Annotated in this window: 13 protein-coding genes; 3 read left to right on the forward strand and 10 right to left on the reverse strand. The window is 65.1% G+C overall.

All coding sequences use genetic code 11. The annotated features are described in order from the left end of the window. On the forward strand, positions 1–283 hold a 283-nt coding region (locus tag RMN84_RS09380; RefSeq protein WP_309611909.1), incomplete at its 5' end, for a cation:dicarboxylate symporter family transporter. Here RMN84_RS09380 and RMN84_RS09385 read toward each other — a convergent pair. Together RMN84_RS09385 and RMN84_RS09390 are read right to left on the reverse strand one after the other, a co-directional pair. Next, on the reverse strand, positions 280–1,104 hold the full coding sequence (locus tag RMN84_RS09385) for a methyltransferase domain-containing protein (RefSeq protein ID WP_309611910.1): 825 nt from the start codon (positions 1,102–1,104) through the stop codon (positions 280–282). The genes RMN84_RS09380 and RMN84_RS09385 overlap by 4 nt on opposite strands. A 9-nt stretch (positions 1,105–1,113) precedes the next feature. Beyond that, on the reverse strand, positions 1,114–2,376 hold the full coding sequence (locus RMN84_RS09390; RefSeq protein ID WP_309611911.1) for a Xaa-Pro peptidase family protein: 1,263 nt from the start codon (positions 2,374–2,376) through the stop codon (positions 1,114–1,116). 70 nt (positions 2,377–2,446) lie between these two features. On the opposite strand from RMN84_RS09390, the gene RMN84_RS09395 reads away from it, so the two are divergent. Further along, positions 2,447–3,697, forward strand: a complete 1,251-nt coding sequence (locus tag RMN84_RS09395; RefSeq protein WP_309611912.1) for a multidrug effflux MFS transporter — start codon at positions 2,447–2,449, stop codon at positions 3,695–3,697. Here RMN84_RS09395 and recA read toward each other — a convergent pair. Together recA and mscL are read right to left on the reverse strand one after the other, a co-directional pair. Beyond that, positions 3,694–4,761 carry a recombinase RecA gene (gene recA / locus RMN84_RS09400; protein ID WP_309611913.1) on the reverse strand — a complete coding sequence of 356 codons (1,068 nt, stop codon included), beginning with the start codon at positions 4,759–4,761 and terminating at the stop codon, positions 3,694–3,696. The genes RMN84_RS09395 and recA overlap by 4 nt on opposite strands. A 516-nt stretch (positions 4,762–5,277) precedes the next feature. After that, complete coding sequence (mscL, locus tag RMN84_RS09405; RefSeq protein ID WP_309611918.1) at positions 5,278–5,703, reverse strand: large conductance mechanosensitive channel protein MscL; 426 nt, start codon at positions 5,701–5,703, stop codon at positions 5,278–5,280. 202 nt (positions 5,704–5,905) lie between these two features. On the opposite strand from mscL, the gene RMN84_RS09410 reads away from it, so the two are divergent. After that, a complete protein-coding gene (locus tag RMN84_RS09410) occupies positions 5,906–6,493 on the forward strand; it encodes a malonic semialdehyde reductase (protein ID WP_309611914.1) in 588 nt (195 codons plus the stop codon). 3 nt (positions 6,494–6,496) lie between these two features. On the opposite strand, the gene RMN84_RS09415 is transcribed toward RMN84_RS09410, so the two are convergent. From RMN84_RS09415 to smpB, 6 genes are all read right to left on the reverse strand, one after another. Further along, entirely contained in the window at positions 6,497–7,117 is a 621-nt protein-coding gene (locus RMN84_RS09415; protein ID WP_309611919.1) for a histidine phosphatase family protein, read from the reverse strand. Positions 7,118–7,137: 20 nt separating this feature from the next. Further along, positions 7,138–7,494: a response regulator gene (locus RMN84_RS09420; protein WP_309611915.1), complete on the reverse strand. Its 357-nt coding sequence runs from the start codon at positions 7,492–7,494 to the stop codon at positions 7,138–7,140. Positions 7,495–7,536: 42 nt separating this feature from the next. Then, entirely contained in the window at positions 7,537–9,858 is a 2,322-nt protein-coding gene (locus RMN84_RS09425) for a response regulator (RefSeq protein WP_309611920.1), read from the reverse strand. A 78-nt stretch (positions 9,859–9,936) separates the two neighbouring features. Further along, positions 9,937–11,988, reverse strand: a complete 2,052-nt coding sequence (locus RMN84_RS09430; RefSeq protein ID WP_309611916.1) for a M13 family metallopeptidase — start codon at positions 11,986–11,988, stop codon at positions 9,937–9,939. Positions 11,989–12,074: 86 nt separating this feature from the next. Beyond that, a complete protein-coding gene (locus RMN84_RS09435; protein WP_309611917.1) occupies positions 12,075–12,650 on the reverse strand; it encodes a DUF2062 domain-containing protein in 576 nt (191 codons plus the stop codon). Next, positions 12,640–13,173 (reverse strand): SsrA-binding protein SmpB, encoded by a 534-nt coding sequence (smpB, locus tag RMN84_RS09440; RefSeq protein WP_309611921.1) that lies wholly within the window; start codon positions 13,171–13,173, stop codon positions 12,640–12,642. Before smpB ends, RMN84_RS09435 begins: the two co-directional genes overlap by 11 nt. Positions 13,174–13,176: the final 3 nt, after the last annotated feature.

The raw sequence follows: 13,176 nt of genomic DNA on the forward strand, positions 1-13,176 counted from the left end.
CTCGAAGGGGATCGCCGGGGTGCCGCGCGCAAGCCTGGTGGTGATCGCGGCGACCCTGCCGCTGTTCCACATCCCCGAGGCGGGGCTGCTGCTGATCCTGGCGGTCGACCATTTCCTCGACATGGGGCGGAGCGCGACCAACGTCGTCGGCAATGCCGTGGCCTCGGTCGCGGTCGCCAAATGGGAAGGCGCGCTCGACCCCGAACTTAGCCCGGACATCGACGCCAAGCCCGCCCCATCGCACAAGCCGCCGCCCCCGCCTGGAAGTGAGAAGAGGGCCTAGGCTTGGACAGACCAGATTACGGCGGCCGCCGGGAAGGCGACTTCACTCCCGTTGAAATGGCGCTCTATCACCGCCCGCATCCGCTGCACTGCCTGGTCGCGCCCGGATTCGTCGAGGTCGCGCAGGATTAGCGACGCCGGGCCGATGGCACACAGCAACGACAAGGCCTCGTCGACCGCCCCCGCGCCGCTTCCGGCGACGTAGCGGAACTGGAACGATTGCCGGGTCGCGCCGGTCCAACCGGCGGAGTCCAGGATCGACCGCGCATAGTCCGGATCCGCGAAGGCGAACCCGCTCGGCTCGTGCCCCGGAGGATCGACCTGACTTCCTGCCGCCGCCGACGTGAGTTCGGACGCCCACGCGTTGGCGAGCCAGTCCTCGAAACAGGAGAAAATCAGCGATGCACCTGGGCTGGCTGACTGTCGAAAGGTTCGGAAGGCGGCAGGTGGATCGTCAAAAAACATCACGCCGTGGCGCGAGAAAAACAGGTCGAATGGTCCTTCGCGACCGGCAACGTCTTCCGCATCGCCGAGCATCGTTGTTGCGGCGGTGCCGACGAGCCGCTTCTCGGCAATCTGTACGAGTGACGGCGACAGGTCGCAGGCGACAATCGCCGCATCGGGACGGGCTATGGCCAGCGACAGGCTGGTCGATCCGGCACCGCAGCCGATGTCCAAGGCGCGAAACGGTGCCGCTGGTGCAGCCGCGAGAATGGCTGGATCGAGATGTTCGGCGACTCCGGCCAGCCCACGGTCGAGTTGTAACCAGCGTTCGGCCCAGACGTCGCCGCTACTGGTCGCCCATTGTGGTGGATTGGGCAAAGTCGAAACCTAGACCGGCTGATCGATAGAGCGCGGTGGCTCGCTGAAGAAGCGCGGGCCGGCTTCGGTGATGTGGAAGCAATCCTCGAGCCGGATGCCGAACTTGCCGGGGATGTAGATGCCCGGCTCGTCGGAGAAGCACATCCCGACGTCGAGCTTGGTCATTTCGCCATGAACTAGGTTTACCGGCTCGTGGCCTTCCATGCCGATGCCGTGCCCGGTGCGATGTGACAGTCCCGGCAGCTTGTAGCCGGGGCCATAGCCCCAACTGGTGTAGGCGGCGCGGACGGCGTCGTCGACGCTCCCGGCTGGCGCACCGACTTTCGCTGCAGCATTCGCGATCTGCTGGCCGCGCGCGACCTGGTCCCACACCTTGCGCTGGTCCGGCGTGGGGTCGGCGCCCCACACGAAGCTGCGAGAAATGTCCGATTGATAGCCATGCACCGCGCAGCCACAGTCGAACAAGATGTTCGATCCGCGCGCGACGATTTGCGGCTTGTGGCTGCCGTGCGGATAGGCGGTCGCCTCCCCGACCAGCACCAGCCCGCCGTCATAGGCACCGCCCATCGCGCGCGTCGTGGCGCCGATCATCGCGTCGAGATCATCGCGGGTCATCCCGGCCTTCACCAGCGGCGCGACGTGGCGGAAGGCGGCGACGGTGATGTCGGACGCGGCCTGCATGCACGCCAGTTCGGCGACGGTCTTGTGCATGCGGCAACCGCGCACCACCGAATTGGCGCTGACGATGCGGGCGACCGGGAGATGTAGGCGGAGGCGATCGACGATGAAATAGCGGTTGGTTTCCTCGATTCCGATCGGCTCGCCGGCGAGGCCGCGCTCGCGCAGGAAGTCGGCGACCAGCTTGAGCGGCTCCTCATCCTCGTTCCAGGTGCGGATCTCGGCCGGAATGGCGAGGCTTTCGGCGATCGACGGGCGTTCGAAGAAGGGCGTGACGACGATCGGGTCGCCGTGGACCGGGATGACCGCCGCGGTCAGCCGCTCCGACCGCCACCACTGCACGCCGGTGAAATAGTCGAGGCTGGCCCCCGGCTCGACGACGATCGCGCCGATGCCGTGGCGCTGCATCAGCGCGCGGGCGGTGGCGAGGCGGGCGAGGCGTTCGGGCTGGCCGATCGGCAGTGGCAGCGGGATTGGGGACAGTGTTACAGTGTCGGCGACGGCGGCGCGCGCGGGCTGGTTCAGGCCCGCGAGCGCGGTGCCGCCGGTGATGGTCGTCCCGGCAAGCATCGATCGGCGTGACATCGTTCGCATGGCGGTTTCCATTCCGATCGCCCGACCCAATATGTTGCAACTGCGAAGCCAACCGGCGTAGAGGCTCGCGATGCTCGTTTCCCACTCCTCCGCCGCGACGGCAAGCCGTCTCGGTCGCCGCGAAAGCGTGATCCTGCTCGCGGCGCTGATGGCGCTCAACGCGATCGGCATTGACGCGATGCTCCCCGCGTTGCCGGCGATCGGCCAGAGCCTGGGCGTGACCGAGGAGAATCAGCGGCAGTTGATTATAGTCAGCTACATGCTGGGGTTCGGGTTCGGACAGATGCTGTGGGGACCGATCGCCGACCGCTATGGGCGGCGGCCGATCATGGCGATCGGTGTCTCGCTGTTCATCGCGTTCAGCCTGGTCTGTGCCGCAGCACCCAGCTTCACGGTCCTGATCGCGGCGCGCGTGGCGATGGGCGCGGCGTCGGCCTCGACTCGGGTGCTGGTCACCGCGATCGTTCGCGACCTGTTCAAGGGCGAGGCGATGGCCCGGGTGATGAGCCTGGTGTTCATGGTGTTCATGGTCGTCCCGATCGTCGCCCCGTCGTTCGGACAGGCGGTGCTGGGGTTCGCGCCGTGGCCGATGATCTTTGTCCTGCTCGCTGTCTACGCGGCCGCTATTTTGGCGTGGGGGATGGTGCGACTACCGGAGACGCTCCATCCCGAATATCGTCGGTCGCTGGAGTTGGCGTCGATCGTCGACGCGGTCCGCCATGTCGTCGGCGATCGGCTGGCGGTCGGCTATACCCTTGCGACCGCGACACTTTCGGGTGCGCTCGTCGCCTATATCGCGTCGATCCAGCAGATCGTCGCCGATGTCTTCCAGGCGCCGTCGATGCTGCCGCTGGTCTTCGCCGGAGTCGCGACGCCGATGCTGCTGGCCGCGTTCACGAACAGCAGGATCGTCGAACACTTCGGGCTGCGCCGGGTCGGCCATGCCGGACTGATCGGCTTTTGCGCTATCGCCGTTCTCCACTGGATCGTTGCCGAGCGCGGCCAGGAGACACTGCTGCTGTTCATGCTACTGCAGGGACTGCTAATGATCAGCTTTGCCCTGTGCGCATCCAATTTTTCGACCCTGGCGATGACCAATATGGGCGAGATTGCGGGAACCGCCGCGTCGGTCCAGGGCGTCGCGAGCACTATCGGCGGCGCGCTGATCGGACTCGTCATCGGCCAGGCCTTCGACGGAACGATCCACCCGTTTCTGGTGGGCATCCTATTGTGCGGCGGCGTGGCGCTGCTGCTCGTGCTCGTCACCGAGCGCGGCCAGCTGTTGCAACCACTCGCCGCAACAGCCGACCAGTTCAGCTAGTCCTCGTCGGGCTCCGACCCAGTCATCAGCGCCTCGCCGACCTCATCCTTCTTGCCGCGCACGGCATTTTCGATGCGCGCGGCGATGTCTGGGTTCTCGACAAGGTAGGTCTTGGAATTCTCGCGGCCCTGACCGATGCGGATCGAATCGTAGCTGAACCAGGCGCCCGACTTCTCGACGATTCCGGCCTTGACGCCAAGGTCAAGGATTTCGCCGACCTTGGAGATGCCCTGGCCGTACATGATGTCGAACTCGACCTGCTTGAACGGCGGGGCGACCTTGTTCTTGACGACCTTCACCCGGGTGGTGTTGCCGACGATGTCGTCGCGATCCTTGATCTGTCCCGTGCGGCGGATGTCGAGCCGGACCGAAGCGTAGAATTTGAGCGCATTGCCGCCGGTCGTGGTTTCGGGATTGCCGTACATCACGCCGATCTTCATGCGCAGCTGGTTGATGAAGATGACGATGCACTTGGAGCGGCTGATCGATCCGGTCAGCTTGCGCAATGACTGGCTCATCAGGCGCGCCTGGAGGCCGACATGGCTGTCGCCCATCTCGCCCTCGATCTCGGCCCGTGGAACCAGCGCGGCGACCGAGTCGATTACAAGAACGTCGATCGCGTTCGAGCGGACCAGCGTATCAACGATTTCGAGCGCCTGCTCTCCAGTATCGGGCTGCGACACGATTAGGTTGTCGATATCGACACCTAGTTTCTTGGCATAGGACGGGTCGAGCGCATGTTCGGCGTCGACGAAAGCGGCGGTCCCGCCGACCTTCTGCGCTTCGGCGATGACATGCAGTGCAAGCGTCGTCTTGCCCGAGCTTTCCGGGCCATAAACCTCGATCACGCGGCCGCGCGGTAGGCCACCGACGCCGAGCGCGATGTCGAGCCCGAGGCTGCCAGTCGAGACGGTCTCGATCTCGACCAGTTCGCGGCTACCCAGCTTCATCGCGGAACCCTTGCCGAACGCGCGATCGATCTGCGCGAGGGCGGCTTCCAATGCCTTTTCCCGGTCCGTGCTCACTTTTTCTCCACCCGCTACGACTTTCAAATTGGCTGCCATGGTCCCTGTTCCTTCGTCAATATGGCCGTCCGAGCGGTTCGGCGATGTGACATACGTACATCATCTGTTCCTGTAGAACAAGTCAGGAACATAGGGTGCGTGATTAGTGTTATTGAGTGCCCAAACGGGCGGCCGTGACCGTGGAAAAAACGCTTTCATCCGGGGGCCTTCCCGAACAGGGGGCCGAGCAGTGATGATCCTAACAGGGCGACCCGCGCATCGCTAGCGAAACCCGAACGGAGGCTTCAAAGTTGACACAAGTTCACACGGTATCGGGGTTTGAACGCGATAAAAGGGCAAGAAGCCGGTACTCGGCAGACGTCAGTGATGCTTTCCTTCCGCAACCAATCGCGATCGCGGTCCGTCGAAACGATGGCGGCGAGTCGGCAGAGGCTGACACAGGTCGGGGGCTGTAGGACAGAAAAAAGAGGGTTTGCGTGATTTGCGACGTGCGAGGCTACCAATCGCCAATTGGGAAGGGGGCAGCAGTCGCATGCTGCCCCCTCGCCCTCGCGCTTAAACGCGCTTCTTCAGTTCGTCCCTGATCTCGCGCAAGGCGATGAGTTCGTCAGTCGGGGCTACGACTTCAGCTTCTGCGGCCGGCATCACGCGGGTTGCCGCCTTGACCATCAGATAGATGATGTAGGCGAGGATAATGAAGCTGACTGCCGCAGTGATAAACGCCCCCCAGCCAAGCACCGGCAGCCCGGCAGTCTTCAGCCCGGCATAGGTCATCGGCCCGTGATAGGTGGCCGGGATCGGCTTCAACAGCAGGTAATGGCTCGAGAAATCGATACCGCCGAAGACCGCGCCGATGACCGGCATGATGATGTCCTCGGTCAGGCTGGTCACGATCTTGGCGAAGGCTGCGCCGATGATCACTGCGACGGCGAGATCGAGCACGTTACCCTTGGCGATAAATTCGCGAAATCCACTCATGATGATCCCTCCCTGGTTCAGGGTTGGCCCATACAATTGATTGCAGCGCTCGGCCATCGCAGACAAAATGTCGGCATCACGCGTTCGGACAGGAGGCTGCGTCCACTCGATGGACACACATCGGAAACAAAGTGCAAGACGCGCAGCGACCTGCCACGCTCCGTTCAAATTCAAACACAGTCACGCATCGAACAGGAGACCTGCCTTGCCCGCTCTCGACGACTGCTCGCTCGATCAGCTATTCCGCAACGCCCGCAGCTATAATCGCTTCACCGATGCCCCGGTCACCGACGCCGATTTGGCTGCGATCTGGGAAGTGATGAAATATGGTCCGACCTCGGCCAACTGCCTGCCGGCGCGGATCGTTTGGGCGCGCAGCACTGAGGCCAGGGAGCAACTCGCCGGACTGGCCTCGGCAGCCAATGGCAAGAAGATCATGTCGGCACCGGTGACCGCAATCATCGGGATGGACATGGCATTTTACGAGTTGCTGCCCGAACTGTTCCCGCACGCCGATGCGAAGAGCTGGTTCACCGGCAACGACGCCATGATCGCGGTGACGGCGATGCGCAACAGCTCGCTGCAGGGGGCCTATCTAATGCTGGCGGCGCGGGCGCTGGGCTTCGATACCGGGCCGATGTCTGGGTTCGACAATGCGGGTGTCGACGCGGCGTTCTTCGACGGCACCACGATCAAGAGCAATTTCATCTGCACGCTTGGCCGTGGCGATCCGGCGAGCGTGTTCGAGCGACTACCGCGGCCAGCATTCGGGCGGTTCAATTCGGTGGTCTAGCGGTCAGGCCGCGGTAGGTCGATGGCCCTGCCCCGCGTGCAGGATCTGCTGTTGGCCATCCTCGATCAGGAAGATCGTGCCCTGCGGTGCGTCTGCGGCGACGACGGTGTCGCGGAACGGTTCGCCGCCGGCCAGGAGGCCGCGCAGGACGCGCAGAGTCTGGCCGTGGCTGATCAGCAGGATATCGCGGTTCGGGTCGAGCGCGGCGAGCCATTCGCCCAGCCGCGCGGCGATCTGGACATAGGTCTCGCCTCCCGGCGCGGTGACGGTGAACAGACGGCGCTGGCGGTCCAGAATTTCGCCCTGTTCTGCGACGATGTCGGCGTAGCGCCGCCCCTGCCATTTACCGACGTCGATCTCCAGCAGGCATGGGTCGGTGCGGATGTCGAAATAGTCGCGGCCGAGGTGTTCAGCGACGATCCCGACCGTCTGCAGCGTGCGGCCGGAGGGCGAGGACCACAGGTCGAGCGGCTCGGCGGGATCGATCAGCGCCGCAAGCGCCAAGCCCATCGCCTCGGCCTGGGCGATGCCGGTGCGGGTGAGCGGGGTGTGGCCCATCTGGCCCTGCATTCGCGCGTTCGCGTTGTAGACCGTCTCGGCATGGCGGGCGATGAAGAAGCGCAGGGTGAAGCAAGCGCCCGGGACTAACCCGCGAGCGCGTCCATGATCGCCGGGGTGACACGGTCGATGGTGTAGGGCTTGTCGATCATCGGTACCTGCGCGAACTCGGCCGGGGGCGGATCGACATGGCCGCCCGAGGCGATGACGAACGGGATGCCGCGCGCGCGCATCTCGCTGGCGACCGGCCAGATATTTTCGCCCTTGAGGTTGACGTCGAGGATGGCGAGATCGAACCCGCCGGCGTCGACCGCGTCGCGTGCTTCGCTGACCGTCTCGCAAATCCCCTTGACCTTATGGCCGAGCGAATCGAGAAAATCCTCCAGCATCATCGCGATGAGAGGCTCGTCCTCGACGATCAGGATGATGTGCTGCTTGGTCACAAGAGATTGCAATAGCGACGGAAACGGGCGGCGCAAGAAAGTTTATTTCGCGGCCAGAACCTTCCGTGCCGCCTCGGCAAGCTCCTGCACGGAAAAAGGTTTTGGCAGAAAAGCGACATTGTCGATGTCGATCGACTTGCGCAATTGCTCCTCGGCATAGCCCGACATGAACAGGATCGGCAGTGTTGGACGCGACTTGCGGGCGATGCGGACCATGGTCGGCCCGTCCATCAGCGGCATGACGACATCGCTGATCAGCAGGACGATCGGTTCGCCCCTGTCGAGCACTTCGAGCGCCTCTTCACCGTTGGCGGCAGTCAGCACCGTGTAGCCGTGGCGGGTCAGCGCGCGCTCGGCGACGGTACGGACCATTGGCTCGTCCTCGACCAGCAGGACGGTGCCGGTGCCCCACAGCTCGCCGTCCTTGGGCTTGGCAACGGCCTTGGTGCGGGCGGGTTTTTCGGCCGCGTGGACAGGAAGGTAGATGGTGAAGCGAGTCCCCTTTCCGACCGCCGAGTCGGCAAAGATGAATCCGCCCGACTGTTTGACGATGCCGTAAACGGTCGACAGGCCGAGGCCGGTGCCCTTGCCGACCTCCTTGGTAGTGAAGAATGGCTCGAACACCTTGCCGAGGATCGCCGGCGGGATGCCGGTGCCTGTGTCGTCGAGCGAGAAGGCGGAGTAATCGGCGACAGGAAGGATGTCGCTGCCGAGTTCGGCAACCTGGTCGGCGCGAACGGGATAGGTCTGGATGGTGAGGATGCCGCCGCCCTTCTCGAGCATGGCGTCGCGGGCGTTGACGGCGAGGTTGACGATGACCTGCTCGAGCTGGCCGGGGTCGGCGCGGACGGCGCCGAGGTCACGGCCATGCTTGAGGACCAGCTCGACCGTCTCGCCGAGCAGGCGTTTGAGCAGGTGCGAGACTTCCGAGACGACGTCGGGCAGCTGCAGGATCTGCGGGCGCAGCGTCTGCTGGCGCGAGAAGGCGAGCAGCTGACGCGTCAGGCCGGCGGCGCGGTTCGAGTTGCTGCGAATCTGCTGAATGTCGTCGTAGTCGCTATCGCCAGGAGTATGGCGCATCAGCATCAGGTCGCAGTGGCCGATGATCGCGGTCAGGATATTGTTGAAGTCGTGCGCGACACCGCCGGCAAGCTGGCCGACCGCCTGCATCTTGGTCGCCTGCGCGACCTGGCGCTTGAGCTTGGCCTCCTCGCTATTGTCCTTGAGCAGGAGGAGCACGGCGGCGTCGCCCAGCCCACGCAGGCCGGCGATGGTCATTGCCACCGGCTCGGCGGTCTGGTGGGCGAGGCGCACGGCGAGATCGCCCGACATCGCTGGGCCGCGCGCGTTACGGCGGACGGCATCGGCAACCGCGCCCTTGTCCTCCTTGACCACGAGGTCGCTGGGGTAGGAGGGCAGCTCGTCGCCGGTCAGGCCGCCGGCGGTGCGGAACGCCTTGTTGCCGGTGATGAAGCGACCGTCGCGGTCGACCAGCGCGAGGCCGACGGGGAGCACGTCGAGCAGCGCCTGAAGGTTGGCACCGCCGCCGCCCCCGCTGGTGGTCTGGATTTGCTGGCGGTCGAACAGCAGGACAGTGCCCGTGCCATCGTCGCTGTCGGGATCGAGCGGGACGTGGACGAGCTGGAGCAGGGTGCCATTCTCGCCCTCTGCACGCAGGCGGACGTGACCCGAATCGACCGGCTCGACGAGGTCGGTGAGGCGGGGTGCCTCGCCGCTGTCGCTGCTGCCCAGTGCGCGGTCGACGAACGGGCGGTTGCTGGCGTGGAGGCGGCCGTCACGATCGACCAGCGCGGCGAGCACGCCGGCGACCGCCAAGCTCTCCCCCATAGCGCCAGCGATGCGGCGGGCGGCGACAGTCTGCCGGTCGGGCGCGGCGTGTTTGGGAAAGCGCCACAGCAGCATATCGCCGCGTGCGCCGGCGCGACCAATTTCGACCGGCGAATGCTCGTCGAGGCTAAGCGTAGCCGCGCCGTCGCGCCAGGCGCGGCCGCGCGCTTCGTCGAGCGCGGCGCGGCCGGCGTCGTCGCTGCCCAGATCCAGCGGAGTCGCGGCGTCGGCAAAGCGCGCCTGGAAGGCGGCATTGGCGACTAGGAGCCGACCGTCGCCGTCGGTCAGCGCGGCGGCTTCGCTGAGCAGGGCGAGCGTTGCGCCGACCAACGGCAAGTCGGGAACGGCGACCGCCGGGGCATCCGGAATTCGCGCCGTGTGCCGCTCGATGACGAACAGCGCGACTAGCATGGCGACGAAGCCGGCGAAGAAGAGCAGCGCGAACCCGCTCGCCCCGACCGCCCAAAATAGCAGCGCGCCACTTGCCGCCGCCGCCGCGACCAGCGCCGGGATCAGCCAGCGCGGCCCGCCATCGAACGGGCCTTGGTCGAGCAGATGCGCGTCAAGCGGGGCGAGCTGGCGGTGTTGCACCCCTTACCAGATACGCACCCGTTTCTTTGGCGCAAGGTAAAGCTTCTGACCGGGCTTCGCGCCGAATGCCGGAACCCACGGATCGAGGTTGCGGACGATGTCGCTGCGCTGCTCCGACGGGGCATGCGGATCGGTCAGCAGGCGCTGGCGCAGATTGGCCTCGCGATAGTTGCGCCGCCAGACCTGCGCCCAGCCGAGATAGAAGCGCTGGTCACCGGTCGTGCCATCGATGATCGGCGCCTTCTTGCCGCCGAGCGAGCGATGATAGGCGTCATAGGCGGCGTTGAGCCCGGCGAGGTCGGCGCTGTTTTCGCCCAGCGTCAGCGCGCCCTTGACGTGCATTCCGGGCAAGGGCTCGTAAGCGTCATATTGAGCGACGAGGTTGGCGCTGAGCCGTTTGAAGGCGGCGATGTCGGCGTCGGTCCACCACTGAGTCAGCTTGCCGTGCGCGTCGAACTTCGAGCCCTGATCGTCGAAATGATGGCTCATCTCGTGGCCGATGACCGCGCCGATGCCGCCATAGTTGATCGCCGGGTCGGCCTTGGGATCGAAGAACGGCGGCTGGAGGATCGCCGCCGGGAAGGTAATCGCAACCAGCGTCGGGTTGGCTTGGGCGTTGACCGTCATGGGGGTCATACCCCACTCCCAGCGGTAGATCGGCTTGCCGAGCTTCGCGCGGTTAAAGTCATGGTCCCACTGATTGGCGCGCAGATTATTGCCGAAGGCGTCGCCGCCGACGATATCGAGTGCACCATAGTCGCGCCACTGCGACGGATAGCCGATGCGCGGGGTAAAGGCGGCCAGCTTGGCCTGCGCCTTGATTTTGGTTGGCGGGGCCATCCAGTCGAGATTTGAAATGCGGTCGTGCATCGCGGCGATGATGTTGACGACGAGCTTGTCGGCCGCCGCCTTGGTCGCGGGCGGGAAATATTTGGCGACATAGACTTTGGAGACGTCGTCGGTCAGCGCGCCGTTGGTGAAGCCAACCGCACGTTGCCAGCGCGGCTCCTGCTGCGGGGTGCCCGACAGGACGGTACCGTGGAACGCGAACTGCTCTTGGTCGAACGCTCTGGGCAGGACATCGGCAAACCCGTCGAGTGAGCGGGTGAGCAACTGATCCTTGAGCACCCGCAGCGGGGTCGCGCCGACCAGCGCGGCGATGCCGGTGATGGCGCTGGGCTGCGCTACGATAACCGCATCGACCGGCAGGCCGTCGGCCTTGAACCAGCCAGCGAAATCGAAACCGGGGGCGGTCCGCTGAAGATCGGTTAGCGCCATGCGGTTATATCGCTTGTCGGCGTCGCGGCTGTCGATACGGGTCCAGCTGACCTTGGCGATGCCGGTCTCGAACTCGACCAGGGCTTGGGCGCGAGCGGCGGCGTCGGGCTGGTTGGCGAGGGTCAGCATGTTCGCGATATGCTTGACGTAAGCAGTCTTGGTTTCGACCAGTTTCGGGTCGACGCTGAGGTAATAGTCGCGGTCGGGCATCCCGAGGCCGGCCTGGTAGAGATCGACGGCGTAGACGTCGGGGTTCTTGTCATCCTGACTGACGCCGCTGCCGAACGGGCCGCCGACGCCGTTGCGGGAGGCTTCGGCGAGCAGGGCGGCATAGCCGTCCTTCGACGACAGCGCTTCAACCCGGGCGAGCCATGGCTTGATCGGAGCGAGGCCCTTGGCTTCGATCGCGGCAGTATCGAGATACGTCGCATAGGCGCGACCGATCTTCGACGAAGGGTCCTTGGACGCGGTATCCAGCAGTTCGTGGGTGCGTGAGTCGGACAAGTCCTGGAGCATGTTGAACGAGCCGTAATTGGACTTGTCAGCCGGGATCGGAGTGGCCTTGGCCCACTTGCCGTTGACGTGGCCGTAGAAATCGTCGCCCGGGGCAATGGCGGGGTCCATTCCGGCGGCATCGAAACCGTAGCTGCCGATCTGGGCGCGGCTCTTGTGGGATGGAGAGGCGGTGGCGGCGCGCGGCATCTTGGCCATTGCGGCAACCGTGCCGCTGCCCGCGAGGATGGTCGTGGCGGCAAGCGCGAGGACGAACCGGGTCATGCGTGAAACTCCAAGGATTTCAGGATAATCCCTGGCAACTAGACATGTTCCGCCGATCGCGCGCGCACGCTCGACCAACGGCAAGGCTAGATCGACGAACGGTGGCGAGCGATCCGGCGAACAGTCCGGCGGGCGCGATATTTGCTGGTGACCCAGCGCCGCCAGAAAAAGGCGCTGGCGACATAACCGATCGCCGCCGCGCTGACCGAGATGGTCAGGATGCCGAGCGCCAGCGGGCCGGACTCGCGCTTCACGAGGAACAGGAATTTAGCCAGTTCGCCGGATACTTGTGCGGCAGCCGCAGCATCGATGTTGGCCCCCCGGCTGAGTTCCCAGCGCCCGATCTGGAGCGCCAGCCAATACATCGGCGGGATGGTCAGCGGGTTGACCACCAGCGTTGTCGCGGCGGCGATGGCGATATTGGCGCGGGCCGGCACCGCCAGTAGCGCGGCGACGACGGTGTGCATGAACGGGATGATGACGCCAACGCCTAGCCCGAGCGCGACCGCGCGCGGCACCGAGCGGTGGTTCATATGCCACAGATTGGGTCGAGTGATCTGCTTCGCAAAGGGGCGCAACAGGCGATTGTCGGCGATCGTCTCGCGCGTCGGGATATGGCTCTTCAGCCAACTGGTAACGCGCCCCACCGGGTCAGACGTCATGGCGCAGCAGGCGGCCCTGCTCGCGTTTCCAGTCGCGTTCCTTCTCGACCTCGCGCTTGTCGTGCGCCTTCTTGCCGCGCGCGATAGCGAGTTCGACCTTGGCCCGTCCGGCCGAGTTGAAATAGATCGACAGCGGCACGAGGGTCAGCCCCTGGCGGTTGATCGCGCCATAGAGTTTTCCGATTTCGCGAGCCTTGAGCAGTAGCTTGCGCTTGCGCCGGGGCTCGTGGTTGAGGCGGTTGCCGTGGCTGTATTCGGGGATGGACGAGTTGACGAGGAACACCTCGTCGGCCTCGACCATCGCGTAGCTCTCCGCGATCGACCCCTCGCCGACCCGCAGCGCCTTGACCTCGGTCCCCTTGAGCTCGATCCCGACCTCGTACCGCTCCTCGACATAATAGTCGTACCGCGCCCGCCGGTTCTCGGCGACGACCTTGACCTTGTCGAACGGGGTGGGGAGTGGTTTGCCATATGCGGCAGATAGGGGCAGGGCGTGCGATAGGGAAGCAGGACCTCTGCTAATAGG

This window comes from Sphingomonas sp., from assembly GCF_031380695.1.
GTDB lineage: Bacteria > Pseudomonadota > Alphaproteobacteria > Sphingomonadales > Sphingomonadaceae > Sphingomicrobium.

Bases quoted from the DNA above. Each gene is read 5' to 3' on its own strand.
- RMN84_RS09390 (WP_309611911.1), bottom strand. From the start codon at position 2,376: ATGCGAACGATGTCACGCCGATCGATGCTTGCCGGGACGACCATCACC.
- RMN84_RS09395 (WP_309611912.1), top strand. From the start codon at position 2,447: ATGCTCGTTTCCCACTCCTCCGCCGCGACGGCAAGCCGTCTCGGTCGC.
- recA (WP_309611913.1), bottom strand. From the start codon at position 4,761: ATGGCAGCCAATTTGAAAGTCGTAGCGGGTGGAGAAAAAGTGAGCACG.
- RMN84_RS09430 (WP_309611916.1), bottom strand. From the start codon at position 11,988: ATGACCCGGTTCGTCCTCGCGCTTGCCGCCACGACCATCCTCGCGGGC.
- RMN84_RS09435 (WP_309611917.1), bottom strand. From the start codon at position 12,650: ATGACGTCTGACCCGGTGGGGCGCGTTACCAGTTGGCTGAAGAGCCAT.